Below are 26,065 nucleotides of genomic sequence, written 5' to 3'. Positions count from 1 at the left end.
TTTAATTTTTAATTTTTAATTTTTAATTATTTGTAAATCGGCAGCGTGAAGTGAAAAATGCTGCCCTTATCTAGATTCGAGTTTACCCAAATCCGCCCATAATGCGCCCGAATAATCCGCTGGCATAAGCCAAGACCAATCCCATACCCTTCTTTTGCTTCGTCTCGCTCTAGGCGATAGCGATCCTCAAAGATGCGCTCTTGATTCTCCGCAGGGATACCAAAACCCGTGTCCCCAACACTCACCTGAATTTTCTGGGTCGTGCGGTGCAGCATTGAAACTTGAATCCTGCCACCCTCTGGCGTGTACTTAATCGCGTTATCCAGAAGGTTGACTATCACTTGGCGCACCCGTTCTTCATCCGCATAGACATAGGGCAAATCCTGGGGAATATCGGTTTCCAAGGATTGAGATTTCCCCTGACACCGATTTTTCAGTGAATTAATTACCTCATAACAAAGCGCCCCCAAGTCCAACTTATGCGGTTGAATATGCAATTGGGCGCTCGTACCCCTGGCGGCTTGCAGAATATCTGCGATCAGCCGATCCATTGCCCGGATTTGGGTACGAGCCTGCTTGCTTAACTGCTCGGTCAGTGCTGGTGTTAGCTTGGCGGGTCTGCTGCTGTTGTTTGAATTTAAGCTTAATTCTAAAGTTTCCATTGTCAGAGAGGCGGCTGTTAGGGGACTCCGCAGGTCGTGAGCTAACATGGCGAGTACCCGGTCTTTAAACTGTAGCTGCTCCAGCAGTTCTTCTTTTTCTTTCTTGAGGCGAAAAATTTCGTCAGACAGTTGAATCAGTTCTGCGGAATGAGCAACAGAACGAATCGCTGATTTTTCTGCCTCGGTGGTCGGTGAGTTGGTCTCGCGTGCTAAAGTCTCCTGGTATTCTTCGGCACACAGTTGCCAGCGAGGCCAACAATTCTTCAGTTGAGCGATTAAATTACTCCCAGCCAGCGTCTGTCGGGGTTTTGGATGAATCTTGATCAAGGCTGGGGTTGCCACCAGTTTAAAGTGTTCGGCTAAATAGGGCTGCTCCCCCACCTCGACCATCTGAAGTTCAAAGGGAAACTCGGTCTTTAAGTTCTCCAGATAAGTTTGGATTTGCTGGATTTGTTTGCGCGAACTCGGACGCTCATCGACAAACAGCAGTAGCTGTAGCGATGCTTCAGAATGGGTAGGTTTTTCAAGAGCTGCCTGTATGTAATCTGGTTTCAGCACTGGGAACCAACCGATGACACTTTAATTCTTAGGGGTATTGACTGAGAGTGGACGAGAAGCGAAAGTCCGCTTTCAATTTAATATCTATTTAACATTTATAAACGATTGTGAGTGATGTTGTTGAAATTACACAAGCAGCCAGCGTTACGGGTAGTGATGGGTGCAGCGATCGCATTTTTTTTGTTCGCTCTCATCTTCATCCTGCATCGGCACTTCACCTTTTATTCCTCCTACGATCAAGGCATCTTTAATCAAGTCTTCTGGAACGGCATTCACGGTCGCTTCTTTCAGAGTTCCCTGTCTTCGCAGCTTTCGACCAACGTTGTCCACAATGGCGAAGTCCCAGAAGTTTTTTACCACCGCTTAGGGCAACACTTCACCCCAGCCCTTTTGCTGTGGCTACCCTTATATGCCCTGTTTCCCTCACCCGCAACTCTCAGCGTTTTGCAAGTTACGCTCGTAACCACCGCCGGTTTGGTTCTGTACGTCCTAGCTCGACAGCATCTGGAACCGGGAATTTCCGCCCTAATTACTGTCAGCTTTTACGGCGCTAACGCTGTTCTTGGCCCTACCTTAGCTAATTTCCACGATATTTGCCAAATTCCCCTCTTTACCTTTGGATTGCTGCTAGCAATGGAAAAGCGCTGGTGGTGGCTATTTTGGGTGCTGGCTGTTTTGATTCTGGCGGTTCGGGAAGATTCGGGTGTGAGTCTGTTTAGTATCGGGTTTTACATGATCCTGAGCAAACGCTATCCCAGGGCGGGTCTTGCCGTCTGTAGCCTCAGTTTTGCTTACATGATTGTCCTCACTAATCTGATCATGCCGCTGTTTTCCGAGGATATTTCTCAGCGGTTTATGATGGAGCGGTTCGGGCAGTATGCGGATGGCGAAGAAGCTTCTACCTTAGAAATTATCTGGGGAATGGTGACTAACCCCTGGCGACTCATCGTCGAGCTGTTTTCACCCTTCTTTGGCACGATTAAGTATTTATTAGGTCAATGGTTGCCCCTGGCTTTTGTGCCAGCGATTTCTCCGGCTTCTTGGATGGTAGCGGGATTTCCCCTATTGAAACTTTTATTAGGTAAGGGACAGTCGGTTCTAGCCATTAATATTCGCTATGCGATGACAATCGTGCCTGGGCTATTTTACGGGGCAATTCTCTGGTGGGCAGGGCAAAGCGACTTTAGAATCTGGATAAGAGATTTTAAATGGGGGCGAAAACCTCAGACATCAGAGATTGCTGAGTCTGAGGTGCAACCTAATTATCCCAAATCGATTTCGCCGTCGTTTCGGCGCTTTTGGGTCATCTGCCTCTGCCTTTCAGTGTTTTTTACGCTCACTTCTAACCCCAATCGGACTTTTTACTTCCTGATCCCAGATTCTATTCAGCCTTTGGTTTATGTCCCTCTGACGCGGCAATGGGAACACGTCAGCCAAGGAAGCCCTTTATTGGCTCAGATTCCGCCTGACGCCAGTGTAACGGCAACAACCTATCTCGTGCCCCATCTTTCTGGTCGCCGCGAAATCATCCGCTTCCCGTCTTTGCAACTCCGCAATGATGCTGGTGAAGTGGTCAATGTGGATTACATCATTGCTGATTTGTGGCAAGCGCAGCAGTATAAAGCCGCTTTCAAGGAAGAACGCGGACTATTGCAACAGGGTGTTCCCACGATCGATCGGCTGTCTGGTAGTGGGGAGTATGGCATCATTGGCTTCAAAGATGGCGTTATTTTAATGCAAAAAGGAGTTGCCTCGAACGATCAAGCGATCGCTGCGTGGCAGGCATTTCGCCAACAGATTTCTCTAACTTAAATTCGTCTTTTGTCGCATCTAGTGGCAAACTAAGCGATCGCACGCACCGAGCAATTCCATATCAACCCAGCAACATCCGCATTCCCACGGAAGTCATAGATGTTCCCAAATGGCAATATGGATGGCAAATCATGCCTTCTTTTTCACAACGAAACCGATGGGCAAGAGCATCGGTCTGGGGTGGTTAATTAATCTGGGGATTATTGTGGAAAAACCGGATAGGCAATTGAAGTGTCTTTTAGAGTTTATTTGGGGACAAACTTCGTTATTGAAATATCTATTCGGCAGCACATCAAGAGCTAGCGGTAGGATGAAGGCGATTGATATCTAGAGCTAGAAAAGAAATAAACTCTAGGCTTCACATTTCATAATTTATTCTTTTCTTGCTTCTTATTGTATTAACTGCTTATCCCTCAAATAAAAGCAACAATAGAAATAGATTGAGTGTCTATCTCTGCTCAGGGTTAAAAGATTATTTAAATCTATAACACCCTTATTGTCCCAACTAGGAGACTATAATTTTTAGAACTATGTCGATCTGTAGCGATTTGTAACTGAATTGGGGGGATTGGGGGAAATGAAGATTTTAGTCCTGACTTGGGAATTTCCGCCGCGCATTGTCGGAGGAATTGCCCGCCATGTAGGGGAGTTATATCCAGAACTGATCAAACTGGGGCATGAAGTCCACTTGCTGACAGTGGAGTTTGGTCACGCGCCGCTGTACGAAGTGGTAGATGGCGTCCACGTACATCGGGTGCCAGTGGGTTACGGTTATGACTTCTTCCACTGGGTCGTGAATTTGAACCAGAGCATGGGGATTCACGGCGGTAAGCTGATGATGGAAGATGGCCCGTTTGATTTGATCCATGCCCACGATTGGCTGGTGGGAGATGCCGCGATCGCCCTCAAGCACAATTTTAAAGTACCGCTGATTACTACGATTCACGCCACAGAATTTGGTCGTTACAACGGCATCTACAACGACGACCACCGCTATATTAGCGGCAAAGAAAAACTTCTCGCCTATAACTCTTGGCGGATTATTGTTTGTACCGACTATATGCGGCAAGAAGTAGAACGAGCGCTAGAAACTCCTTGGGACAAAATGGATGTCATTTACAACGGCATCCGACCGGAAAAGAAACCGCGCTGGCACGAGTTTGATGCTTTGAACTTCCGTCGCCAGTTTGCCGAAGATCGGGAGAAAATTGTCTATTATGTGGGTCGAATGTCCTACGAAAAGGGCGTTTCCGTGTTGTTGAATGCTGCCCCGAAAGTCATTTGGGAAATGGGGGGCAACGTCAAATTTGTGATTATTGGCGGCGGCAATACTGACCCGCTGAAGCAGCAAGTTTGGAATTTAGGCATTTGGGACGACTGCTATTTCACTGGCTTTATGTCAGATGCCGACCTAGATAAATTCCAAACCGTTGCCGACTGCGCCGTATTTCCCAGTCTCTACGAACCCTTTGGCATTGTTGCCCTAGAAAGCTTTGCCGCCCGCGTGCCAGTTGTTGTATCAGACACGGGTGGTTTACCAGAAGTCGTGCAACACACCAAGACTGGGGTTGTTACTCAGACGAACAACTCGGATTCTCTCGCCTGGGGCATCTTAGAAGTGCTAAAAAATTCGGGTTACGCCCAATGGCTAATTGATAACGCTTATGAAGATTTAGAACGTCGGTTCAGCTGGTCGAAGATAGGGAAACAAACTGAAGCAGTTTATCAAAGAGTCGTGCAAGAGCGATCGCACATTCACTGGTCTTAATCAAAGGTTGGAGGTTGTTCCTCGTTCCCAAGCTGAGCCTGGGAACCAAAATTTAGATGCTGGAGCATCACTACTGCCGAGAAATTCGTCAATCCAACCATTTCGCTGCTGACCTGCTTGATTTGCTTGGCCAGACTCTGCCACTCGTCACATCCAGGCAAGTCAGCCAACCTTCACCGTAAACCTAGGTATCGATACAGATGGCGTGACCGAGATTGACCGGCACGCCACTTTTTTGGCTGGTATGTCCGCAAACCATCGTTTTGCCGGAAAAGTGGGGCGCTGGCTTGTTAAACCGTTCCCAGAACAACATAAACTCAGGTTGTTCGGATAGAGGCAGGTGAATGTCGCCAATGGCAAGAATCCGCATTAGGCAATCAATCCTTCAAAAGCAGCTGACGTCGGTGAGCGTGCAACAGCTGAAACTCCCGCCCCGTCACTTGCTCCAGCATGAAGACGATATGCTCCGGTCTTAGCACAGTTCCATCATTTTGGCAACTGCCCAAATAGCGCAGAACAACGCCTTCTTCCCCTCTATCTTCCCCTCTTTCTTGGCGCTCTTTGCGTCTTGGCGGTTCATTCATCTCCAATTCAAACAAGCGATCGCGCAGATTTATCTGTTTCTTCTTCCCAGACTTCGTAGCTTGCTCAATTAAAATGCTCTCACTCGCTTTAATCGCCTCCACCCAGCCTTCCCACTCCTCTGGTGACGCCGACAGAAGCGCTGCCACCGCAATCAAATACTCCGCTTTTTCCAACAACTGAGTCGCCGAAGGAGCCTTCAAATCAACATCTGCCACCCGATAAACCGGGATATCAGATGGCAACTGGGCAGCTAACTTCTCCTGAAACGTCGCCACATCCATCGTCTGGGTTAGCTCAAAGTCCACAATTTCACCTTCACTGGTTGCTCCCAGCGACAGCGCACTCGCTGGAGAAATGCGGGGACTGGGATGAAACCCGCCCGTAAAAGCAACTGGCAATGCCGCCCGACGCACAGCACGGTCAAACAGGCGCACCAAATCTAGATGACTCACCAGCGCCATATCGCCCAGCTTGCCCAACCAAACCCGCAACCGCTGCACCCTAGCTGTATTCGGCGTGAAGTGTCCGGCAAATTCTGGAATCGGCAACGGCTTGATGACAATATTGTGCCCAAAATCAGTCCCGCAAATGCCACAGTGAGAACAGCCTTCAAAAGAGCAATCCGGCACTGTTGCAGCTTCTAAAGCCCGTTTCAGGTCAGCGACTAGCCAGTTCTTATCAATTCCCGTATCGATATGATCCCAAGGCAACGGCGCATCTAATTGGGGATTGGTAATTGGGGATGGGGAATCGTGAATGGGTAGCTGTTCATTCCCATTCCCCATCAAATTCCATTCGCCGTTCTCGACAAGGCGGTATTTCCAGGTTAAGCCAGATTCGGCGATCGCTTGTCCCCAAGCCGCAAAAGCCCGCTCCACACTATCAAACCAGGCATCCATCCCCGCACCCAGTTCCCAAGCGCGACGCAGCACTGATGCCAGACGCCTATCGCCCCGTCCCATAAAATCTTCCATCGCCGAAAGTCGCACATCGGTGAAGTTTACCTTCACCCCCCTCATCCCGCGAAACTCGTCGCGGAGAAGTTTCTGCTTCTGTTGAAACTCAGTTGTAGAGACAGAGTGCCACTGGAAAGGCGTGTGAGGCTTCGGCGTAAAGTTGGAAATCGTCAGGTTGAAATGCAGACGCTTTCTGCCTTCAGTCCGACATTCTTGCTGTAGCCAACGGACAGTTTCGGCAATGCCGATAACATCTACATCCGTCTCTCCAGGCAGACCAATCATAAAATACAGCTTAATTTTTTCCCAACCCTGCTCGTAGGCTGTTTTCACGCCCCGCAGCAATTCTGCGTTCGTCAACCCCTTGTTGATAATGTCCCGCATCCGCTGGGTTCCAGCTTCCGGCGCAAAAGTCAGCCCACTTTGCCGCGTCCCGCCGAGAATATTGGCGATATTTTCATCAAATCGGTCTACCCGCTGACTGGGTAAAGAAAGGGAAATATTTTCATCTTTGAGGCGATTTTTGATTTCCATCCCCACCGCCGGTAGAGATAGATAATCCGAACAACTCAAGGACAGCAGGGAAAACTCGTTATATCCCGTCGCCCGCATTCCCTTTTCAATTGCCTCTACGACTTCCTGCGGTTCCACATCCCGCGCCGGACGAGTCAGCATCCCAGGCTGGCAGAAGCGGCAACCGCGAGTACAGCCGCGCCGCACTTCAATGGTCAGTCGGTCGTGGACTGTCTCCACATAAGGTACTAGCCCGATGGAATAAGCTGGCAGGGGGGCGGCAACTCGCCGTAAAACCCGCTGTGGTACATCCGGGCGATTGGGATGGACTGAGCCATCTTCTGCCATGTCGTAGAACTGTGGCACATATACGCCTGGTACTTGTGCCAAATTCAGCAATAGTTGTTCTCGACTGAGTTGAGCTTTTTTGCCTTTTTCCACTACCCAGCCAATCTCTGGCAGCACTTCCTCGCCATCTCCCAGAGCCAAGAAATCGAAAAAGTCTGCGTAGGGTTCGGGATTCGAGGTTGCCGTCTGTCCCCCAGCAAAAATTAGGGGATAATTCCAGAGAAATTCTTCACTCTCCCCTGCGCTTGTGCTTGTGTGCCTCTCTCGCCACGTCAGGGGAATCCCGGCCAAATCCAGCATTTCCAGAATATTGGTGGCTCCCAGCTCGTAGCTGAGACTAAAGCCCAAAATATCAAAATCTGTAAGACTTCGCCGCGACTCCACGGCAAATAACGGCGTCTGTGTTTCTCGGAGTTTCGCCGCTAAATCAGGGGCGGGTAAATATGCGCGATCGCACAGCTGCCCCAACTGAGCATTCAATATGTTGTAGAGAATGATATGCCCAAGATTCGATGCACCCACTTCATAAATTTCTGGGTATGTCAGAACCCAGCGTACCGCCGCCGCTTCCCAAGGCTTGTGGACAGCTCCTAGCTCATTTCCCAAATAACGAGCTGGTTTCTGGATCTCTGGTGTAAGTAGTTTCTCGACTGCGATCGCCACTGCAAAACGCTCCCCTGCTTCCAGTGCCTCAGATTCAACCCTAGCACCAATTCAGAGTTAGCACTCAGCAATAGCGCTCAACTTCTCAGTTTTCCTTCAGAAGTATTTGCTTGTTCTTATACTCCAATATTTGCTTCCAAGGCGGCAGGACTTTCAAAAATTTCAAATACTCCGTCAAGTTGAGCCAGTTCAAAAATCATCCGAATCGAGGGCGAAACCGAACAGAGGCTAAACCGCCGTCCTAGACTGTGTGCTAAACGGTGAGCCGAAACAAACGCCATCAAGCCAGCACTATCGAGAAACTCTACTTGAACCATATCAATCAGCACAATAGATCGATCGGGTGAAGAAACAGCTGCCGTCAGTTGACCTTGAAACTCAACCGCATTCGATGCATTGATATAACCTTGGGGCCGAATAACTGCAACGTTGGGGCGAACTAGCGTACTTTGCATGACAACATCCTGTTTCAGCTGTAAACAAAAATTTGTGTAATAGCTTCGACAATAAACTGTAAACTATGGTATTGGCTACCCCCTTTTAGGTAGTTTGCTAAATCTTCATTAGTTACCTCCTCTTATATAAAGTTTTCAATAAGCTTGTTTGAAAAGTGTCCCCTAATACGGACTTTTTAGAAGTTCTCTATTAAATAAATCTCTTTGTATATCTTTTTAAATTTCTGCATCTAACCTAAGACAGATGTATTCTTAGTATAATCCTATGCGAAGCGCATTTCCGCCCGTCAGGCACTTAAGTCTTCAAACATAGGTCTTCAAACAAACATCCGCTGCTATTCTTCACACCATTAAAACTTATCAACGATAATATTATTGCTATTAAACATCAACTCCGAAGCTTCATAGAGTTGTCAGAAATTATTTAAAAAATTAGCGGCAATTGCGGTTAATCTCACAGTGATTTAGATCACTTTAAACTCTAGCTTTAGATCACTGGCTCATCTATATATTCAACCGATAATTTTTAAGTGCGGGGTTCTATCGGTTTTTATGAGAACTACATACGCGATTCGTCAACTGGTAGAAAAAGCTCTCTATATTAAGAAATTAACTCCAGATATAGAGAACGAAATAAACTATGAATTGACCAGAATGGGTCACATCTCTGACGTTGATTATGAGGCGCTGGAATTACTCATGTCAGAGATGGATGCCGGTCGAATTCAACTTGTGCCCAGTGCATAAGTAAAATTAAAAATCAAAGGCAGATTTAGTCGATGGCACGAGACAATATTCGTGCCTTGGGAATCTTTCTAGACCAATCTCTTATCCGTTTGGCTCACCTGGCGGTAAACTGTCTAATTGTTTGCACTTGCTCTATTTTTCAGTTGTTAAATCGCCATGCAGTTTGCCAAACGTTTAGAAAAGATACCGCCGTACCTATTTGCCGAGATTAATCGCAAGCAGCATGAAATGATCGCCAAAGGGGTGGACATCATCAACATTGGAGTTGGCGATCCAGACCGTCCGACGCCAGCGCATATTGTCCAGGCGATGCATGAGGCGATTGACGAACCTTCGACTCATAACTATCCCCCTTATCAGGGAACTAAAGAATATCGCCAAGCCGCTGCGGATTGGATGGAACGTCGCTTTGGTGTCGCTGGCTTAAATCCAGAAACCGAGGTAGTGTCTTCTGTTGGGTCGAAAGAAGCGATTCACAATACATTTTTAGCGTTCGTAGAACCGGGAGACTACACCCTAATTCCAGACCCTGGTTATCCGGTGTACCGCACTTCCACAATTTTTGCTGGGGGGGAACCCTACACAATGCCCCTGCTAGCAGAACGCGGTTTTTTACCGGATTTAGATGCTATCCCGAAAGAAGTAGCACAGAAAGCGAAATTATTGTGGATCAACTATCCCAACAATCCCACAGGTGCGCTGGCAACGCTGGAATTCTTTGAAGAATTAGTTACCTACTGCAAACATTACGATATTCTAATCTGTCACGACCACGCCTATTCGGAAATGGCTTATGACGGTTATAAACCCCCAAGCGTGCTACAAGTTCCGGGCGCAAAGGACATTGCCATTGAATTTCACAGTTTATCTAAGTCTTACAATATGACCGGCTGGCGGGTTGGTTTTGTCGTGGGGAATGCGATCGGAATTAAGGGACTGGGACAAGTTAAAACCAATGTAGATTCTGGCATCTTCAAGGCAATTCAACGGGCAGCGATCGCTGCCTATGAAACCTCAGAAGAAGAACTCCAAGCGGTGATGTCAGTTTACCAAAACCGCCGCAACATCATCGTCGAAGGATTGCAATCCTTAGGATGGCCTATTGAGCCTCCCAAAGCCACCCTCTATATTTGGGTACCCGTTCCCAAAGGTTATACTTCAACGGAATTTGTCACCCTGTTACTGGAGAAATGCGGTCTTATAGTGCCCCCTGGAAACGGGTATGGTGCTGCTGGGGAAGGCTTTTTTCGGATTGCCCTCACCGTGGCAGATGAACGGATGCACGAAGCGATTCAACGGATGAGAGATGCCGGAATTCGCTACGAAGCCTGAAAATCACTCTGATTGGCTTGCCAAACTTGGCGGACAAACCAACTGAGTTGCCAGTGGGCATCTGAGGCGTCCGCCGTCGCATCTGGGGCGTCCAATTGCATTAACAGGGGAATCACCTCGGTATCCAGCGCTGGTCGAAACAACGTTACAGGCCATACTAAATCGGCACCCTGACGCAAATCGTACAGCGTTGGTAACAAGTTGGCATCATTGTCTGGAACTACAGTAAGCATCAAAGGACGCACCCAACATATCTGCCGCGAATCGACAACTTGAATCACGTCAGCGTACAGGCGAGTATTTTCATGGTCTAAACAAACAATCTGACAAGGCTGAAAGTTAGGGGTGGAACCGTTTGAGGCTTGCTTCACAGTCAGGAATGGCTAGCGCGAGTTGCTTCTTTATTGTACGAAGTTGGTTGGCTGTCCTCAGTGAAGAAGTCCCGGAGAAAAGGAAATCGCAGCTACACAGACGAAACTCGACGAAAGCGGGAAAAGATGGGCGATCGCTTCTGATGATAATAGATGGGTATTGATGTTCTTGCCACAAGAGAGACGGCTAGACTACAACTGTGTAATCTCCGTATCTCACGGCTAATCTATGGAACCTGTAACACTGACAGCTGCTGCGCCTTTGCGGATGAGCGATCGCTTCAAAATACAATAGAAACAACTTAGATTAAATCAGCCGTTATGGAAGAACTATTAGACCTTAAAGACTTGCTGCTAAAAGGTGATATCTAAGGCTCGTTAGCGATTGTAGAAGAACTCGAAGAAATGAGCAAAAACGACCTTATTGATAACATTCGTAGTTATGCAGTGATTCTGCTGCTACATCTAATTAAACAGCAAACTGAAAATCGCACGACTCGTTCTTGGGAAGTCTCTATCCGAAATTCAGTTCGAGAAATTCCGAGAACAAATAAGCGTCGTCAAGCAGAGAGTTATTACCTAACGCCAGAAGAGTTGGTTGAAACTCTAGAAGAAGCCTACTTGAATGCTATTGATAAGGCTTCCTTAGAGGTAGAAGAAGGACGTTATGAACTAGAAGAATTAGAACAACTAATTAATAAAAAAGAAATGCTAAATCGTGCCTTGGCTTTGATCTTACCGCCAGCATGAAGTCGTCTAGAAGCCATAATGATACTGAAAATTTTATAAAAAAGAATGAACGCGATCGCACTCTTCCCTCTTCCCTCTTCTCTTTGCGTCCTTGGCGTCCTTCGCGGTTCGTAAATCGAATTAGAAATTTCTAATTCTGCCGCAGGGCGTCGATAATTTGGACGTTCGCTTTGGGAAAGGGAAACCGATCGATTTCGTCCAATGTCACCCAGCGGATTTCATCAGATTCGATGGGTTGGGGAATGCCTGTGAGGTGGCGGCAGTGATGGACGTTGAGAGTGACGCGGAAGTGGGTATAAGTGTGGTCGATAGTGATGAGATGCTTACCCACTTCAATTTCAATCCCCAATTCCTCCTGAATTTCTCTTTTAATACATTCTTCAATGGTTTCACCCGGCTCTAATTTGCCGCCAGGAAATTCCCAAAGCCCGCCCAGAAGACCATTCTGGGGTCTGCGATCGATTAAAATTGCTTTCTGCTCGTTCCAGATAACGGCAACGCCGATGTTTTTGTGGGGGATGGGAGAGGAGGTTTCACGCATAGGAAGCTGGGATTGCATACCCAAATTGTACGCTTGACAGCGCGACATCCAGGGACATCGTGCAGATTCCGGGCGCGGGCGTAGGAGTCGGGGTGGTTACGCCAGGGGAGGTTTCGACCGTTTTGGGAGTACTAGGTTAGAAGCGATCGCCTAAACTCCAAAATAGCAGAACTCGGCAGACTGACTTCCCAGTTTGCCGAGCTGCTTTGTTGCGGCAATTGCAATACAATCATTGGTACAATTGGCGCTGATGCCGGTCGTCCCTACTCAGCATCAGACAAGTTGACTTCAGCACCACCTGCCAAAACGTTTTCAAAGGTCATTCTTTGTTCGGCGTTCCGCAAGAAATAGCCACTAATCATCGCCGAAGCCAGCAGACGCCCTAAATTTTCACGATTAGTGGTGATAGTTACGCCAAAATGTTCTGGGGGTAGGTGCCCCAACAGCCCGACAATATTGCGTTCCATTACCTGAAACACTTCCTGAGACGAGGGTTTGGAAAGCTGGGTAATCGTCTCTGGACTCATGGATTGGACGTATTGCCAAAGCAAGTTGCCGCCTTCCGACTCACTTTCAAAGAACTCTGAAACTCGATTTGACGGGTTGTTCACTTTGTTTCTCCGTACTTCCTAGAGGCAGCTACTCCCAGATCCCCGCACCAGGGTAGATCACTGCTCAAGATTTGTTCTATCGATCGACTCGGAAGCTGGCTCCGAGAGTTGTAAATGTTTGTAATACTCTTAATTTAGCAGGCTCCTTTGGGGGTCACAGTGGGCAGAACCGAACTTTAAACGGCGGATTCTTTTACCTCATAAGGGCTGAGAAAGTTCCTACTCAAAACTTCAAACTGGCTACTCAGTCCTCAATCCTCAATCTTCCATTAGCTAGCCGCGATGTATTCCCGCATATCGGCTTTGCGCTTGCGAAGCTTGGAGAGGGCTTCCCGTTCGATTTGCCGCACCCGTTCCCGGCTGATGTTGAGAAGTTCGCCAATTTTTGCCAGAGTCATGGCTTGTCCATCGGCTAAACCAAACCGCAGTGCTAATACCTCGCGTTGTTGAGGCGTTAAGTCTGACATTAGTTTTTCTAAGTCAACTTGGAGAGAGGATTGAGTTGCGAAGTCTTCTGGGGAAGGTCCGGTGTCTTCCAGTAGTTCTACCAGTTCTGTATCCTGATTATCTCCGACGCGCAGATCCAATGAAAGGGGCTGACGCGCCCGTTCTAGGTACTCCCGAACTTGCTTGGGGGTTAATTCTAGTTCGGCGGCTAGTTCGCCGACTGTAGCAGCTCGTCCCAGGTTTTGAGCGAGTTGGCGCTGAGCTTTTTTGATTTTGTTGAGTTTTTCGGTGATGTGAATGGGGAGGCGAATGGTACGTCCTTTTTCTGCGATCGCGCGAGTGATCGCCTGCCGAATCCACCAATAAGCATAAGTGGAAAATCGGTAGCCTTTGGTGGGGTCAAATTTTTCGACGCCCCGCTGCATTCCCATTGTGCCTTCCTGGATCAAGTCCAAGAGGTCTACGTTACGTTTGATGTACTTTTTGGCAACCGAGACGACAAGCCGCAAGTTGGCTTCGACCATCTTGCGCTTGGCGATTTCACCCAATACGATCGCCTGCTGTAATTCTTTCTCTGACAACCCAGTTGAAGAAGCCCACGCTTCGTCGGTTGGCTCGTATCCTAACTGCAACAAGAGTGAATTTTTCACTTCCTGCAAGCTGGCTAAGCGCTGTACTTGTTTCCCATAAAGGATTTCCTGCTCGTGAGTAAGCAGGGGAACGCGCCCAATTTCTCGCAAGTAAGCACGGACGGTATCTGTAGAGGTCTGAGCAGTTTTCATAGCGCTGAGTCTTGAATCAGAGCGATAATTTATAGCGATCGCAATTGTAAACTATTGTAACCTTTCTGAAAGGAGCCGTGTCTATCCCAAGAGGGGGGTTCCCGTGCCTTTTCCTTCAACATCAGCTATTAAAAGGGTACCCAGGAATCGCTCGGATAATTGCATCTTGAGAAACAAAATGAGAAAAATCTTGCAGATGCTTACTGACACTCAGCGACATTGGCAGGCGGGGGTAGGACAGGAATCGCGAAACGTTAGCAACCCCGATTGAGAAATTGCTCTTATCGGTGAGGGACGCGATCGCGGTATTACATTATTGCATCATGTCTGAGCGCCAGAAGCCGAAAAATAGGGATTTTCTTAAGCAGAAGGACGGTTTTTTGGGCGCAAAGCCAAGGAAAACGCGGCAATGGCAATTTGAGCAGAATCCGGGCTTTCTATTCCGCCTAAAAGACTTGAGAGAAACGACTGAGATTGACTTTGCAGAATATATATATTAAATTGGCAGACTGCTCAAGAGATGGCGAACTCAATAGCCTTATACGATTTGGGATTTCAGATTTTGGATTGTAGAAGACGAGAGACGCGATCGCGTCTGTTGCAGGTCGCCACTGACAACAATTTATTTGTAGCGACGTTCAGGTGAAATGGTATCAGGCTTGCTCTTTGCTCATTATCCCATAAACCCATGACTCAAACCGTCTGGATTGCAAGACACGCCAACCGCCTCGACTTCGTGAACCCCGACTGGTTCTTAACCGCCGAACGTCCCTACGATCCACCCCTGTCTGAGGACGGCGTGGAGCAAGCCAAACAACTAGCGCAACGCCTGAAGGGAGAAAAGATTGCCCATATTTTTGCCTCACCCTTCCTGCGAACGGTACAAACAGCGCACCAAGTTGCACAACTGAATTTACCAATCAAACTTGAGTCTGGCTTAAGCGAATGGCTAAATCCTCACTGGATGCCAGCGATGCCTGAAAGATTGTCAATGGAAGCATTGCACGAGCAATTTCCCCAAATTGACCTCAGTTACACCTCTCGCGTGGTAGCGAATTATCCCGAAACTGGGGAAGAAGCAATGAAACGCTCTGGGGAAGTCGCAAGACGCCTTGCTGCTGAGTTTCCCGAAGATATATTATTGGTGGGTCACGGGGCATCCGTCCTGGGTGCGACCCTTGGGCTAATCGGTGGAACTGCTAAAACAGAAGTGAATGCGGCACTATGTTGTTTGGTTAAGCTGGTGCGCGATGGTGAAGAATGGGTGATGGAACTCAATGGAGATGTCTCTCACTTGAGCCAAACTGAAAAAGTCATCCGGTTTAATTAAGGTCATGGGATTGTTACTAGCAGGGGATATCGGGGGTACTAAGACGATTCTGCGCTTGGTGGTGTCGTCTGATTCTGGGGCATTATTGCAGACTCTGTATGAGGCGATTTTTCCCAGTGGCAACTTTCCCGATTTGGTGCCAATGGTGCGGCAGTTTTTGACGGCGGCGGCTGGACAACTAGGCGAGACGCCGAAACCTGAAAAAGCTTGTTTTGCGATCGCAGGTCCCGTTGTCAATAACACCTCTATCCTGACAAATCTATCTTGGTCGCTTGATAGCAAACGGCTGGAGCAACAATTGGGAATCGCTGCGGTTAGTTTAATCAACGATTTCGCCGCCGTTGGCTATGGTGTCCTGGGTTTAACTGAATCAGACTTGTACACTTTGCAAACTGGCAAGCATCAGGAAGATGCGCCAATTGGCGTGATTGGTGCTGGTACCGGCTTGGGACAAGGGTTTTTAATCCGCTTAGCATCCAACGTCTATAAGGTGTTCCCTTCGGAAGGCGGACACGCTGACTTTGCGCCTCGCTCGGAGTTAGAATTTCAGCTGTTGAAATATCTGCTTGATAAGCATAATATTCAGCGAATTTCAGTCGAGAGAGTGGTTTCCGGTCTAGGCATTGTGTCGATTTACCAGTTTCTGAGAGATCGCCAAATTGCTGAGGAATCGCCAGAAATTGGGCAGATTATTAGAACGTGGGAACAAGAGATCGGGCAGAAAGACAAGACGATCGATCCCGCCGCGATTATTGGCAAAGCTGCTCTGGAAAAGCGCGATCGCTTGTGCGAACAAACAATGCAAATCTTTATGGAAGCTTACGGTGCCGAAGCCGGGAATCTGGCTATCAAACTATTACCTTATGGCGGTCTTTACGTTGCTGGTGGCATCGCTGCTAAAATTCTGCCGTTGATTCAAGAAGGCAGTTTCCTCCATGCTTTTCTTAACAAAGGTCGCGTGAGTCCGTTATTAGAAAGAATGCCGGTGCATATTGTGCTAAATCCGCAAGTGGGACTCATTGGAGCCGCTGTCTGTGCTGCTAGATTGTAGCCAGCGTCAAAGATTTGAAACGCTTGTCGGTACGCCAAGAGGGGTGAAATAGTTTTTTTAACGAACCGCAGAGGACGCCAAGGACGCAGAGAAAAGAAATAGAGAGTTTTACAAATCAGTTAGGAATGCTATATAACTTTGCGTACCGAAAGCGTTTAATTATTTAAAAATTAAATCTAGCCGCTGCTGGGCGTCTTTAAGTGCTTCCTGGGGCGAACTTTTGCCTAGTAAGACAGATTCCAGCGCTCTGCCTACATTTTCGGAAACCCGATTATAACCTGTGAAGATAGGACGCGATCGCGCATACTTTGCTTGCTCTAAAAACACTTTCACCGCCGGTTGTTCGGCGACAAAGGCTTGATATTTAGCACTTTGTCGCGCCTTCAGATTCACGGGCAGGTAGCCTGTACCAAGCGCCCATTCGGTCTGAAATTCTTCTCCCGCAACATATTCAGCAAACGTCCATGCCGCTTGTTCTCGTTCCGGGGTAGTTTTTAAAATAAACAGATTCTCGCCCCCAGTCGCCGTAGCTTGTTCTTTTTGCGCTGGGATGGGGAAAACGCCAAAATCAACGCCAGTTGCTTTCAGTTGCCCCAGCGTCCAAGGGCCGGTTAGTTGCATTGCTACTTTTCCGGCAAGGAAGTTATCTGTCTCATAGCCTCGTTCTGGTAGAGACAAAATTGTTGAGCCATCTTCAATTAAATTGCGCCAGAATTGAAGGGCAGCGATCGCGCCTTGATTGTTGGCTAAAGCGATCGCAGAAGCTTCTTGCCCTTGAGTATTCCCCAACTCACCGCCGCCACTCCACAGAAATGGCAACCAAAGGAATACTGCAAATTCTCCCTTTCCCAAAGGCAAAAATATCCCGTGTTGGTCGATGCGCTTGTCGCCATTTGTATCGCGGGTTAAAGTACGAGCAACTTGCCGCAATTCGTCCCAGGTTTTGGGCAACTCGGTTATCCCCGCTGCCTTAAACAAACTGGGACGATAAAAAACTCCTACATTATTCGTCCCAAACGGCACCGACCAAGTATGACCCGCGTACTGCATTGATTCAAACAAGGCGGGGTCAATTTCGTCGCGCACAGGGGATTGCGCCAGCCAATTTTCCAAAGGCGCGATCGCATCCAATTCTACCAGCTGACCCGTGAGGGTCGCGTTAAACCACAACAGATCCGGCGGCGCATTTCCCACCACCGCTGCCAAAATTTTCGGCAACTGCTGATCCGCTTGTCCCACATAAAAGGATTCCACCTGAATATTCGGATGCGCCTGATTGAACTTGTCCACCAGCGACTGCAACACATCCCGATTCGGCGGCGGATTCACCCCTTGCCACAACGTCAGTCGGATGACATCCGCTGCTTCCGAACGCCCCGGCTGTAGCTGACATCCTGCCAATCCTAACAGGACAATGCCTAATAGCAACCCCCGGCTCAAAAAACTCCACAGTTTTTGGAAAAAATTACTAGACCCGTTAAATCCAACTGACATAATTGAATGCCCAATTTTGAACCGAAACAGCGTTAAAATGCTCACCATGAGCGACTAAAAGCCATCATATTTTTTTGAGCAACGTTGTTTTTGTAACCATTCTTTACACTGATAACTCTCTTGCTTGAACTAAAACATCTACTTTATTGATTTAAAGTAAAGCTTCAGTTTTTGTAAGCTAACAGTTTCAAATAATTGCCTGATGAATAAAAATATTTATAGATTTCTTCTATCACTGCTGGTCATTATCACCCTAAGCACTTGTAAATCCCGTACCGTAGAAAATTTTACCACGGTTACGCTGAGCGGATGGCAAAGCAACCCCAACGAGCAACAATTGCTAGATCGGGTACTAAAGAAGTTTGAAGCCGAAAATCCCAATATTAAGGTAAAGTATGAAGTCATCAATGAACAATACATGGATGTTATCAAAACTAGATTAATTGGTGATGCTGCGCCGGATGTATTTTATTTAGATTCTTTTGAAGCTCCTTTATTGATGAAGTATGAGGTACTGGAACCCTTAGACTCTTATATTACAGCTAAATTTGACTTAGATGATTTTGAACCTTCTTTACTTAAGGCTTTTAGGTATAACGGAAAAATTTACGGGTTGCCTAAAGATTTTGCTACGCTGGCACTTTTTTATAACAAAAAAGCTTTTGCTGAAGTTGGTTTAAGCCAACCTCCCCAAACCTGGGAGGAATTGCGGGATTATTCACAAAAATTGACTATCGATAAAAATAGAGATGGAAGAATCGATCGGTATGGGTTTTGTATTATCCCCGAACTTTCCCGTCAATACTTTATGATTAAAGCATTTGGAGGTCAGTTAATCGATCGAAATGGCTACGCTGCCTTCGCTACTCCAGATAGCCTGAAAGGTTTAGAACTACTTATAAATCAGTATCGAAAAGAGAGAACTGCCGCCCAGCCTACAGATGTTGGTGCTGATTCATGTAGCGAAATGTTGGGGCAAGGTAAAACCGTAATGGCAATAGAAGGTAGCTGGGCAATCCCATTTTTGAAAGAAACTTTTCCCAAAGTTGAGTTTGCGATCGCTGAAGTTCCACCAGTGAACGAAAAGGAAGGAACAATGGCTTATACGGTGGCTTATGTAATGAATAAACAAGCCCAGCATAAAGAGGCAGCTTGGAAATTAATTGCTTACTTAACTGGGAAGCAAGGGATGAAAGCGTGGGCGAGTCAAGGATTAGCTATACCGACTCGGAAATCCGTTTTAAATGAGCTAAACTATTCTGAAAATTCTCTGTATACTCCATTTGTTGAAGGGGCAAAATATGCAACAATTTGGCAATCTGGGGAAAATTTACCAACTATTTTAACCCACTTTAATAATCAATTTATTAGTGCTTTGATCGGCGAACAATCTTTGCAAGATGCGATGCTAAAAGCGCAAAATACAGCCAATCGGGAGATTTTAGCAGCCAAATAATTAAAAATTTGCGGAGTAGTAGAGGAAGCCAATGTTGAGAGAAATTGGGAAGAAGGAAATTACCAGACAAGCTTTAGCTGGCTACTTGTTTATGGCTCCTACACTAATTATTATGGGAATATTTATTATTCTTCCGATTGCCTATGCTATTTTTATCGCTTTTCACAAAGTACGAATTTTAGGAGAACTGAGTTATAGATTTATTGGCTTAAAAAGCTTTGTCAGAATGGCTGACGATTCCCAAGTCTGGATTGCTTTGCAGAACACCGCTGAGTATGTGGCGATTGTTGTTCCTATCCAAACGATACTGGCGCTACTTCTAGCCACAATCCTCAATACTCAAATCAAAGGAAAAAACTGGTTTCGGATTATTTTCTTTCTGCCGACTGTCACTTCATCGGCTGTATTAACCTTAATTTTTATGTGGATTTACAACTCCAATGGTCTACTTAACAATTTTTTAGCTTTTTTAAGACTACCAACTTACAACTGGATAGGAGATCCATCGGTAGCATTGAAAGCAATTATGTTAATGAATATCTGGGCAACAGCACCTTTATTTATGGTAATTTATCTAGCAGCTCTGCAAGATATCCCTGCTTCTCTTTATGAAGCGGCGACAATTGATGGAGCTAGCCATTGGGAAAAATTTATTTATATTACATTGCCGTTGCTCAAGCCGGTGACATTTTTTATTGTGGTGATGGGTGTTATTGGCACCTTTCAACTTTTCGATCAATCTTATATTTTTTCAAAAGGTTCCGGCGGCCCGAATAACTCAACACTAACGGTTGTACTTCTAATTTATCAGTATGCTTTTAAGAGGTTGGATATGGGCTATGCAGCGGCATTGGCGTTGATGCTGGCGGCTGTTATTATGGTGGCAACGCTAATTCAACGGCGTTTTTTTCAAGAAGAAAAATTAGACTCGTAAAGTGGGAATTGGCTACTCTATAACTAGATCAATCCTTGAAGAAATTGTGAAATATTTTTTAACAAACCGCAAAAAACGCAAAGGACACGAAGAAAGAGAAACAAGAGATACAGAATATTTTACAAATGAATTAGGATTGCTATACAGATAGTTCAAGAATTTACCTTAATTTTGTATGAATCGTTCTCGGTGGCTCAAAGTTATTTTGTATGCAGCATTAATTTTGTATGCTGTGATTACGGTTATACCGTTTGCTTGGGCGCTTTCAGCGTCTTTTAAGCCACTGTCAGATATTGTGGCGGGTGGGATGAATTTTATGCCCGAACATTTTACGCTGGATAACTACAAGAAGATTTTTATTCAGGAAGCTTTGTTTGGGCGGTGGTTGTTTAACAGCGTGTTTATTGCTGTTTGTGTTACCGGATTGAATTTAATCTTTAATTCGATGGCTGGCTACGCGCTGGCACGAATACGGTTTCCTGGCAATAAAATTTTATTTTTTGTAATTTTAGGTGTTTTAATGATTCCGGGACAAGTAACGTTGATTCCCAGCTATTTGATTTTAAAATACTTGGGATGGTTGAATACTTATCAGGGGTTGATTATACCCACTGCGGTGAATGCGACGTTTATTTTTATGATGCGGCAATTTTTTGTCAATTTTCCAAAGGAACTAGAGGAGGCAGCGGCGCTGGATGGATTAAGTCGCTGGGAAACTTTTTTGCAAGTTGTTCTGCCTTTGGCGAAGCCTGCTTTGGCAGCACAAGCGATTTTTATTTTTATGGGTTCGTGGAATAATTTTTTAATGCCGCTGATTATTTTGTCGGATAAGGAGATGTTTACCCTGCCGCTGGGATTGAATACGTTTAAGGGGCAATATATCAATTATTGGAACTACATTATGGCGGCGTCGATGGTGTTTACGCTGCCTGCGCTGGCTATTTATGCTTTTTTTAATCGCTATTTTATCCGGGGGGTTACATTTACTGGCGGGAAATGATGTTAGTAAAACTGGGCGAATAGAATTCGCAGCTATATAAACAAAGTCCGCAGGCGCGGACTTTTGAATAAACCCTTGCACCATCCGGGTTTTGTCTGTGTAGACGCGGTTTCTAACCGCCAGCATATATTTGCTACTTTGCAGGGTATAGAAACAAGATTGAATAGACAGGCTTGGTTAGGACTTACGCAACATCACCACATCTGAGGGCAACCACAGAGGGATTGAACCGACAAGAACGCTATATGTATAAGCTTTGCGTAAGTCCTGTTGGTATGAAGTACGGGTTGGTTTTTGTTTATCCTATGTTTGGACGAGCGTATAAATGATTTCAGTCTATGGCTGGACATAGTAAGTGGGCAAATATTAAGCGTCAGAAGGCGAGAGTGGATGCGGTGAAGGGGAAAACGTTCACCCAGCTAGCTCGCGCTATTATTGTGGCAGCTCGGAGTGGTATACCAGACCCAGCAGGTAATTTTCAACTCCGCACGGCGATTGATAAGGCAAAGGCGGCTGGGATTCCGAATGAGAATATTGAACGAGCGATCGCTAAAGGTGCGGGGACTTGGGGAGCAGATGGCGCTCAGCTAGAAGAAATTCGCTACGAAGGTTATGGTTCCGGCGGGGTGGCGATTTTGCTGGAAGCGCTCACCGATAATCGCAATCGTACCGCCGCTGATTTGAGAGCGGCTTTTAGCAAAAATGGCGGTAATCTCGGTGAAACCGGCTGCGTCTCGTGGATGTTTGAGCAAAAAGGTGTTTGTATCCTGCTCGGTGCGGTTGAGGAAGAGGAGCTATTGGAGGCGTCCTTGGAAGGGGGCGCTGAGTCCTACGAGCTGACACAGGAGGAGGATACGCAGGGAGCCGAGATATTTACGTCTGTGGCAAATTTGGAGAATTTAGAGCGAACTTTAAAGGAGAAAGGTTTTAAAGTCACTGAGGTGGAACTGCGCTGGATTCCTAATAATACGGTGGAAGTCGCCGATCCACAGCAGGCGCGATCGCTCCTCAAATTGATCGATACCTTGGAAGGACTTGATGATGTACAAAATGTCACCGCTAACTTCGAGATGGCGGATGAGCTGATGTCTGTAGAGTTTAGTTAATGGCTAATGGCAATTGCTCTGTGTCCCTGCTTTAAGAGCGATCGCGCATCCATACATCTGTCTTCAGGCGCGATCGCTATATCTGTCTTAAGCAAGGTTAATCTCCGGCTGCCAGCTTATTAAATCTTAATATTGCGGCAAAACAAGCTTGCCTCAGTTGCTCAGTTTCCTGAGCTGTCATTAAAGCAAAACAATCGGAGATTCATACATGACATTTACAACCAACGAAACCAGCAAACAAGCCTTAGATACTTTTCAGAACTTCGATGCAGATACTCAGCTTGCCATCCTGTGGTTCGGCTACCTCGACATCAAAGACCAACTGACACCAGCCAATGCCACTTCTGCCCAAGACGAAGCTGCCGCCTTGTACCATGCTATCCTGGCACTGCCCAAGGAAGAACAGCTACAGGCGCAGCGCGACATCGTTTCCGGTGCCAATAGTGATATTAGCCGTGCCTATAAAGCTGTAAGTTCTAGCTCTAAGCTAGATGTGTGGCTGCGGTTGGCACAAGGTATGGACAAAGGTGAAATCATTCAGGTGCCTTCTGACTATAAACTGCCCGCACAAACCGACGAATTTACCGCCAAAATCAAGCAACTGGACTTTGAAGAACGGATTAATTTCATGCGTAGTGCTGCAATCGAAATGGGTGCTAAGTAGTCTGAAGTTGCGCCCATTGAGAGTGTGAAATCAGTCCCAAACATTGCACCGATTTTAAAAACAGCTCTTCTAGAGAGGTTCGCCAATAAGAGAGAAGAAGCTTCTTCAGATGCCTAACCTTTAGCAAGCTTCCTCGTATAAAATCCCTGCTAATTGCTTTGCAATTAGTGGGGTAATATTTTATTCTACCAAACTGCATCCAGAGTAATCTGTGGCGTTGACCTCTCCCCTGCGAGGGAAGGGGAGAAATGCGCCAAGAAAGGAGAAAAGTTTCCCCTTCTCTAATAGAGTTGGGGCTGGAGATTAGGTTTTTTACTAGACATCGCGCCTGTCAACTTGATTGCTCCATCTGTTCGCGTCACAATATGAGAGTAAATATTCTTATTGTTTTGACAAATTTTGTTAACAATGGCGCTGGAACAGACAGTTCAAACAATTTCGTCGCCGCAGACATCGGCAACCCAGCAAGGCTTTGACTACGACTTAGCGATCGCTGGCGGTGGAATTATTGGGGCAACTCTCGCTTGTGCCTTAAAGGATTCTGGATTGCGGGTAGCGTTAATTGAGCGATCGCCCCAGTCTGCTGCGGTTGCCATCGGACGCGCTTATGCCATATCCCTAATGTCGGGGCGTATCTTCGAGGGAATGGGTGTTTGGGATAAAATATTGCCTCAAATCAATGCATTTCAACAAATTCGCCTATCTGACGCTGATTATCCCGGTGTAGTCCAACTTTTACCCCAAGATTTAGGTACGGACAGGCTAGGGTATGGGGCGGAACATCGGGTGCTGCTGACGGCTTTGCAGGATAGCTTGAGAGATTGCCCGAATGTGTCTTGGCTGTGTCCGGCGGAAGTGGTGAGTGCAGACTATCAAGCTGACGCGGTGGAGATAGAAATTGTGATGAGAGGAGAGATTCCCCACTCCAAAATTCAATCTTCCCAAACCTCGGAGATCCCCCCCAACCCCCCCTTAAAAAGTGGGGGCGATGAGGGGAAGCAAACATCCAAAATCAGAACGCGCTTGCTGGTAGCAGCAGATGGGGCGCGATCGCCTATCCGCCAAGCCGCTGGTATCCGCACCCAAGGATGGCATTACTGGCAATCTTGTGTGGTGGCAACAATTAAACCGGAAAAATCCCACCAGAATATTGCCTACGAACGCTTTTGGCCTAGTGGCCCGATGGGGGTTCTGCCGCTACCGGGGAACCGCTGCCAGGTTGTTTGGACTGCCCCGCATACAGAAGCGAAAGCTTTGCAGGAAATTGACGAAAAAGAGTTTCTGGCGGAACTGGAACGTCGCACGGCTGGGCTGTTGGGGCGTCTGGAACTAGAAGGCGATCGCTATGTTTTCCCAGTGCAATTGATGCAAAGCGATCGCTACACGCTTCCCCGACTCGCCCTGATTGGCGATGCTGCCCATTGTTGCCATCCGGTGGCGGGACAAGGCATGAATTTGGGGATTCGGGACGCAGCAGCGATCGCCCAAGTTTTACAATCTGCCCATAATTTAGGGGAAGATATCGGCGATATACAGGTACTTAAACGCTACGAACGCTGGCGTAAACAAGAAAACCTGACAATTTTAGGTTTTACCGATTTCCTAGATCGGATGTTTTCTAATAATTGGTTGCCAGTCGTGGCAATACGCCGCTTCGGTTTATGGATGCTGCGGCGAATTCCTCCCCTTAAAACCTATGCTTTGCAGCTAATGACAGGACTTAGAGGGCGTCATCCAGAACTGGCTTCTCGGTAAAAATTACCTCTGGTTCAAAAGGACGTACCTCGGCTTGATTGCCATTCGAGATCCCTGCGGTCAAATTCTTTGCTACTTGCATGATATCGGACGGCATCATAATCACCGTCGTCGTGTTATTTTCTGCCCCAATTTCTGTCAGCATTTGTAGACGCCGCAACTCCAATACAGCGGGGTTCTTCATAATCACTTGCGAAGCTTCTGCTAGCTTAATCGATGCTTCCTGTTCCGCCGCCGCTTTAATGATCCTGGCTCGTTTTTCTCGAATTGCTTCCGCTTCTTTTGCCATTGCCCGTTGCATCGCCAGGGGAATTTCCACGTCTTTCATTTCCACCCGTTCAATCACAATCCCCCACGGTTCTGTGATTTCATCGACAATTTCTTGGACTTTGACGTTAATCTTATCCCGGCTTTGTAAGACATCATCCAGAAGATTTTGACCAACCACATTCCGTAAAGTCGTCAATGCGATTTGGTAAACCGCCATATTGTAATTTTCAACCCGATTGATAGCCTTTGACGGGTCAAGAATTCGGTAATAGAGAACCGCATTAACTTTAATCGTAACGCTGTCCGCCGTAACGGTTTCTTGGGGTTCAATATTAACCGTTTTGGTGCGGACATCGATCTGCATTTTTTGATCGATCCAGGGAATAATCCAATACATCCCTGGCCCCATAACGCCCTTTGTTCTACCGAGTCGAAAGATAACGCCGCGTTCATATTCTCGGTCTAGTTTAAATCCAGAAATGGCTAGAACGCAAAAGAAAACTAAAAGTGTGCCTAGAGTGGTGCCCATATTTGGCGAAAGGAAATCGTTACTAAGTCCATTCTAGACTCGGCGACAGAGTAATAGCAGGATACCGCTTACCAGCCGGATCTGGCAAACCAAAGCAGCAGTAACGATGCTACGCTAAGAGTAATAAATTGCAAAACAATTATTTGAATTAACCACCGAATTGTTAAGATAATTTTCATAGCCTTCTCCTCACTTAATATCTGGCTGAAAAATTGCGTATCTCTCCAATATGAGCGATTGATTAATGGAGTCTTGTGATGAAAGGGGTGCCCAAATGTGACAATCGTTGTCCGGGTTTGTGACGATCGTCACTTCCGTCTCGTCTCAGACGCTTAATTTGGCTGTGTCGAAAACTGGAATAACCAAAAACACAATCATTGTGGCATACCCCTTCATGCGAACAGCCCTTCCCGTAGACTACCACTGAATCATAACAATTCTCTTTTTTAGCGCGATGGTTGCGGTTTCCCCTAACCACTCAATCATCGCGGTTTTATGAGAAATTCTAAGTATAATTAAAGCCAGCGAACCGGATTGGTCTTGCCTGATTGCAGCCAAAGTATTACCAATTCGTC

24 protein-coding genes and 3 pseudogenes are annotated in these 26,065 nt (G+C 46.6%); 17 read left to right on the top strand and 10 right to left on the bottom strand.

Annotation, left to right across the window (positions count from 1 at the left end; translation table 11 throughout):
• Positions 1-26 precede the first annotated feature (26 nt).
• Positions 27-1,220, bottom strand: coding sequence for a histidine kinase (locus tag AC2VDX_RS16345; RefSeq protein WP_378184169.1), 1,194 nt, complete (start codon positions 1,218-1,220; stop codon positions 27-29).
• A gap of 114 nt (positions 1,221-1,334) precedes the next feature.
• On the opposite strand from AC2VDX_RS16345, the gene AC2VDX_RS16340 reads away from it, so the two are divergent.
• From AC2VDX_RS16340 to AC2VDX_RS16325, 4 genes are all read left to right on the top strand, one after another.
• A complete protein-coding gene (locus AC2VDX_RS16340) occupies positions 1,335-3,032 on the top strand; it encodes a DUF2079 domain-containing protein (RefSeq protein ID WP_378184171.1) in 1,698 nt (565 codons plus the stop codon).
• The gene (locus tag AC2VDX_RS16335) at positions 2,996-3,220 is read left to right on the top strand and encodes a hypothetical protein (protein WP_378184173.1); all 225 of its coding nucleotides are present in this window, start codon (positions 2,996-2,998) and stop codon (positions 3,218-3,220) included. Before AC2VDX_RS16340 ends, AC2VDX_RS16335 begins: the two co-directional genes overlap by 37 nt.
• Positions 3,142-3,363 (top strand): hypothetical protein, encoded by a 222-nt coding sequence (locus AC2VDX_RS16330; RefSeq protein WP_486928204.1) that lies wholly within the window; start codon positions 3,142-3,144, stop codon positions 3,361-3,363. Before AC2VDX_RS16335 ends, AC2VDX_RS16330 begins: the two co-directional genes overlap by 79 nt.
• 246 nt (positions 3,364-3,609) lie before the next feature.
• Positions 3,610-4,800 (top strand): glycosyltransferase family 4 protein, encoded by a 1,191-nt coding sequence (locus AC2VDX_RS16325; protein WP_378184175.1) that lies wholly within the window; start codon positions 3,610-3,612, stop codon positions 4,798-4,800.
• On the opposite strand, the pseudogene AC2VDX_RS16320 reads toward AC2VDX_RS16325, so the two are convergent.
• The 3 genes and pseudogenes from AC2VDX_RS16320 to AC2VDX_RS16310 form a co-directional block, all read right to left on the bottom strand.
• A pseudogene (locus AC2VDX_RS16320) lies at positions 4,801-5,149 on the bottom strand (hypothetical protein); the annotation flags it as partial.
• A gap of 28 nt (positions 5,150-5,177) precedes the next feature.
• Positions 5,178-7,865, bottom strand: coding sequence for a TIGR03960 family B12-binding radical SAM protein (locus tag AC2VDX_RS16315; protein ID WP_378184177.1), 2,688 nt, complete (start codon positions 7,863-7,865; stop codon positions 5,178-5,180).
• A gap of 116 nt (positions 7,866-7,981) precedes the next feature.
• Complete coding sequence (locus tag AC2VDX_RS16310; protein WP_378184179.1) at positions 7,982-8,320, bottom strand: STAS domain-containing protein; 339 nt, start codon at positions 8,318-8,320, stop codon at positions 7,982-7,984.
• Positions 8,321-8,872: 552 nt separating this feature from the next.
• Between AC2VDX_RS16310 and AC2VDX_RS16305 the strand changes: the two genes are divergently transcribed.
• Both AC2VDX_RS16305 and AC2VDX_RS16300 read left to right on the top strand, forming a co-directional pair.
• Positions 8,873-9,067: a hypothetical protein gene (locus tag AC2VDX_RS16305; protein WP_190412161.1), complete on the top strand. Its 195-nt coding sequence runs from the start codon at positions 8,873-8,875 to the stop codon at positions 9,065-9,067.
• Positions 9,068-9,223: 156 nt separating this feature from the next.
• A complete protein-coding gene (locus AC2VDX_RS16300) occupies positions 9,224-10,399 on the top strand; it encodes a pyridoxal phosphate-dependent aminotransferase (RefSeq protein ID WP_378184181.1) in 1,176 nt (391 codons plus the stop codon).
• Here the strand turns inward: AC2VDX_RS16300 and AC2VDX_RS16295 are convergent.
• Positions 10,387-10,770, bottom strand: a complete 384-nt coding sequence (locus tag AC2VDX_RS16295) for a hypothetical protein (protein ID WP_378184183.1) — start codon at positions 10,768-10,770, stop codon at positions 10,387-10,389. The two genes, AC2VDX_RS16300 and AC2VDX_RS16295, sit on opposite strands and share 13 nt — an antisense overlap.
• Here AC2VDX_RS16295 and AC2VDX_RS16290 point away from each other — a divergent pair.
• The gene (locus AC2VDX_RS16290; RefSeq protein ID WP_378184185.1) at positions 10,762-10,914 is read left to right on the top strand and encodes a hypothetical protein; all 153 of its coding nucleotides are present in this window, start codon (positions 10,762-10,764) and stop codon (positions 10,912-10,914) included. The genes AC2VDX_RS16295 and AC2VDX_RS16290 overlap by 9 nt on opposite strands.
• A gap of 177 nt (positions 10,915-11,091) precedes the next feature.
• Positions 11,092-11,520, top strand: a pseudogene (locus AC2VDX_RS16285) (DUF29 family protein).
• 130 nt (positions 11,521-11,650) lie between these two features.
• Here AC2VDX_RS16285 and mutT read toward each other — a convergent pair.
• From mutT to AC2VDX_RS16270, 3 genes and pseudogenes are all read right to left on the bottom strand, one after another.
• Positions 11,651-12,133: pseudogene (gene mutT / locus AC2VDX_RS16280) on the bottom strand (8-oxo-dGTP diphosphatase MutT); the annotation flags it as partial.
• Positions 12,134-12,324: 191 nt separating this feature from the next.
• A complete protein-coding gene (locus AC2VDX_RS16275; protein WP_378184187.1) occupies positions 12,325-12,672 on the bottom strand; it encodes a DUF760 domain-containing protein in 348 nt (115 codons plus the stop codon).
• A gap of 269 nt (positions 12,673-12,941) precedes the next feature.
• Positions 12,942-13,901 carry an RNA polymerase sigma factor, RpoD/SigA family gene (locus tag AC2VDX_RS16270; RefSeq protein WP_378184189.1) on the bottom strand — a complete coding sequence of 320 codons (960 nt, stop codon included), beginning with the start codon at positions 13,899-13,901 and terminating at the stop codon, positions 12,942-12,944.
• Between the two features lie 520 nt (positions 13,902-14,421).
• On the opposite strand from AC2VDX_RS16270, the gene AC2VDX_RS16265 reads away from it, so the two are divergent.
• From AC2VDX_RS16265 to AC2VDX_RS16255, 3 genes are read left to right on the top strand one after another with little or no spacing between them, the layout of a single operon-like run.
• A complete protein-coding gene (locus tag AC2VDX_RS16265; protein ID WP_378184191.1) occupies positions 14,422-14,547 on the top strand; it encodes a hypothetical protein in 126 nt (41 codons plus the stop codon).
• A gap of 42 nt (positions 14,548-14,589) precedes the next feature.
• Positions 14,590-15,231, top strand: coding sequence for a histidine phosphatase family protein (locus tag AC2VDX_RS16260; protein ID WP_378184193.1), 642 nt, complete (start codon positions 14,590-14,592; stop codon positions 15,229-15,231).
• 4 nt (positions 15,232-15,235) lie between these two features.
• Entirely contained in the window at positions 15,236-16,282 is a 1,047-nt protein-coding gene (locus AC2VDX_RS16255) for a glucokinase (RefSeq protein WP_378184195.1), read from the top strand.
• Between the two features lie 159 nt (positions 16,283-16,441).
• On the opposite strand, the gene AC2VDX_RS16250 is transcribed toward AC2VDX_RS16255, so the two are convergent.
• Complete coding sequence (locus AC2VDX_RS16250; RefSeq protein ID WP_378184197.1) at positions 16,442-17,776, bottom strand: ABC transporter substrate-binding protein; 1,335 nt, start codon at positions 17,774-17,776, stop codon at positions 16,442-16,444.
• Positions 17,777-17,978: 202 nt separating this feature from the next.
• Between AC2VDX_RS16250 and AC2VDX_RS16245 the strand changes: the two genes are divergently transcribed.
• The 6 genes from AC2VDX_RS16245 (at position 17,979) to AC2VDX_RS16220 (ending at position 24,691) form a co-directional block, all read left to right on the top strand.
• Positions 17,979-19,232: an ABC transporter substrate-binding protein gene (locus AC2VDX_RS16245; protein ID WP_378184199.1), complete on the top strand. Its 1,254-nt coding sequence runs from the start codon at positions 17,979-17,981 to the stop codon at positions 19,230-19,232.
• Between the two features lie 31 nt (positions 19,233-19,263).
• Entirely contained in the window at positions 19,264-20,166 is a 903-nt protein-coding gene (locus AC2VDX_RS16240; protein ID WP_378184201.1) for a carbohydrate ABC transporter permease, read from the top strand.
• A 175-nt stretch (positions 20,167-20,341) separates the two neighbouring features.
• Positions 20,342-21,166, top strand: coding sequence for a carbohydrate ABC transporter permease (locus AC2VDX_RS16235; RefSeq protein ID WP_378184203.1), 825 nt, complete (start codon positions 20,342-20,344; stop codon positions 21,164-21,166).
• Between the two features lie 338 nt (positions 21,167-21,504).
• On the top strand, positions 21,505-22,272 hold the full coding sequence (locus AC2VDX_RS16230) for a YebC/PmpR family DNA-binding transcriptional regulator (protein ID WP_378184205.1): 768 nt from the start codon (positions 21,505-21,507) through the stop codon (positions 22,270-22,272).
• Between the two features lie 208 nt (positions 22,273-22,480).
• Positions 22,481-22,936, top strand: coding sequence for an orange carotenoid protein N-terminal domain-containing protein (locus AC2VDX_RS16225; RefSeq protein ID WP_378184207.1), 456 nt, complete (start codon positions 22,481-22,483; stop codon positions 22,934-22,936).
• Between the two features lie 408 nt (positions 22,937-23,344).
• A complete protein-coding gene (locus tag AC2VDX_RS16220) occupies positions 23,345-24,691 on the top strand; it encodes an FAD-dependent hydroxylase (RefSeq protein WP_378184208.1) in 1,347 nt (448 codons plus the stop codon).
• Here AC2VDX_RS16220 and AC2VDX_RS16215 read toward each other — a convergent pair.
• Positions 24,657-25,490 carry a slipin family protein gene (locus AC2VDX_RS16215; RefSeq protein ID WP_378184209.1) on the bottom strand — a complete coding sequence of 278 codons (834 nt, stop codon included), beginning with the start codon at positions 25,488-25,490 and terminating at the stop codon, positions 24,657-24,659. The genes AC2VDX_RS16220 and AC2VDX_RS16215 overlap by 35 nt on opposite strands.
• Positions 25,491-26,065 lie beyond the last annotated feature (575 nt).

The sequence above is a fragment of the Coleofasciculus sp. H7-1 genome (assembly GCF_057473865.1).
Note: the sequence above shows the minus strand (reverse complement) of the source record. Positions and strands in the feature narration are given on the sequence as shown.

Excerpts from the sequence above, each read along its gene's own strand:
- AC2VDX_RS16340 (WP_378184171.1), top strand. The coding sequence starts at position 1,335 with ATGTTGTTGAAATTACACAAGCAGCCAGCGTTACGGGTAGTGATGGGT.
- AC2VDX_RS16330 (WP_486928204.1), top strand. The coding sequence starts at position 3,142 with ATGGCAATATGGATGGCAAATCATGCCTTCTTTTTCACAACGAAACCG.
- AC2VDX_RS16325 (WP_378184175.1), top strand. The coding sequence starts at position 3,610 with ATGAAGATTTTAGTCCTGACTTGGGAATTTCCGCCGCGCATTGTCGGA.
- AC2VDX_RS16310 (WP_378184179.1), bottom strand. The coding sequence starts at position 8,320 with ATGCAAAGTACGCTAGTTCGCCCCAACGTTGCAGTTATTCGGCCCCAA.
- AC2VDX_RS16305 (WP_190412161.1), top strand. The coding sequence starts at position 8,873 with ATGAGAACTACATACGCGATTCGTCAACTGGTAGAAAAAGCTCTCTAT.
- AC2VDX_RS16300 (WP_378184181.1), top strand. The coding sequence starts at position 9,224 with ATGCAGTTTGCCAAACGTTTAGAAAAGATACCGCCGTACCTATTTGCC.
- AC2VDX_RS16270 (WP_378184189.1), bottom strand. The coding sequence starts at position 13,901 with ATGAAAACTGCTCAGACCTCTACAGATACCGTCCGTGCTTACTTGCGA.
- AC2VDX_RS16265 (WP_378184191.1), top strand. The coding sequence starts at position 14,422 with ATGGCGAACTCAATAGCCTTATACGATTTGGGATTTCAGATTTTGGAT.
- AC2VDX_RS16260 (WP_378184193.1), top strand. The coding sequence starts at position 14,590 with ATGACTCAAACCGTCTGGATTGCAAGACACGCCAACCGCCTCGACTTC.
- AC2VDX_RS16255 (WP_378184195.1), top strand. The coding sequence starts at position 15,236 with ATGGGATTGTTACTAGCAGGGGATATCGGGGGTACTAAGACGATTCTG.
- AC2VDX_RS16250 (WP_378184197.1), bottom strand. The coding sequence starts at position 17,776 with ATGTCAGTTGGATTTAACGGGTCTAGTAATTTTTTCCAAAAACTGTGG.
- AC2VDX_RS16245 (WP_378184199.1), top strand. The coding sequence starts at position 17,979 with ATGAATAAAAATATTTATAGATTTCTTCTATCACTGCTGGTCATTATC.
- AC2VDX_RS16240 (WP_378184201.1), top strand. The coding sequence starts at position 19,264 with ATGTTGAGAGAAATTGGGAAGAAGGAAATTACCAGACAAGCTTTAGCT.
- AC2VDX_RS16235 (WP_378184203.1), top strand. The coding sequence starts at position 20,342 with ATGAATCGTTCTCGGTGGCTCAAAGTTATTTTGTATGCAGCATTAATT.
- AC2VDX_RS16230 (WP_378184205.1), top strand. The coding sequence starts at position 21,505 with ATGGCTGGACATAGTAAGTGGGCAAATATTAAGCGTCAGAAGGCGAGA.
- AC2VDX_RS16225 (WP_378184207.1), top strand. The coding sequence starts at position 22,481 with ATGACATTTACAACCAACGAAACCAGCAAACAAGCCTTAGATACTTTT.
- AC2VDX_RS16220 (WP_378184208.1), top strand. The coding sequence starts at position 23,345 with ATGGCGCTGGAACAGACAGTTCAAACAATTTCGTCGCCGCAGACATCG.
- AC2VDX_RS16215 (WP_378184209.1), bottom strand. The coding sequence starts at position 25,490 with ATGGGCACCACTCTAGGCACACTTTTAGTTTTCTTTTGCGTTCTAGCC.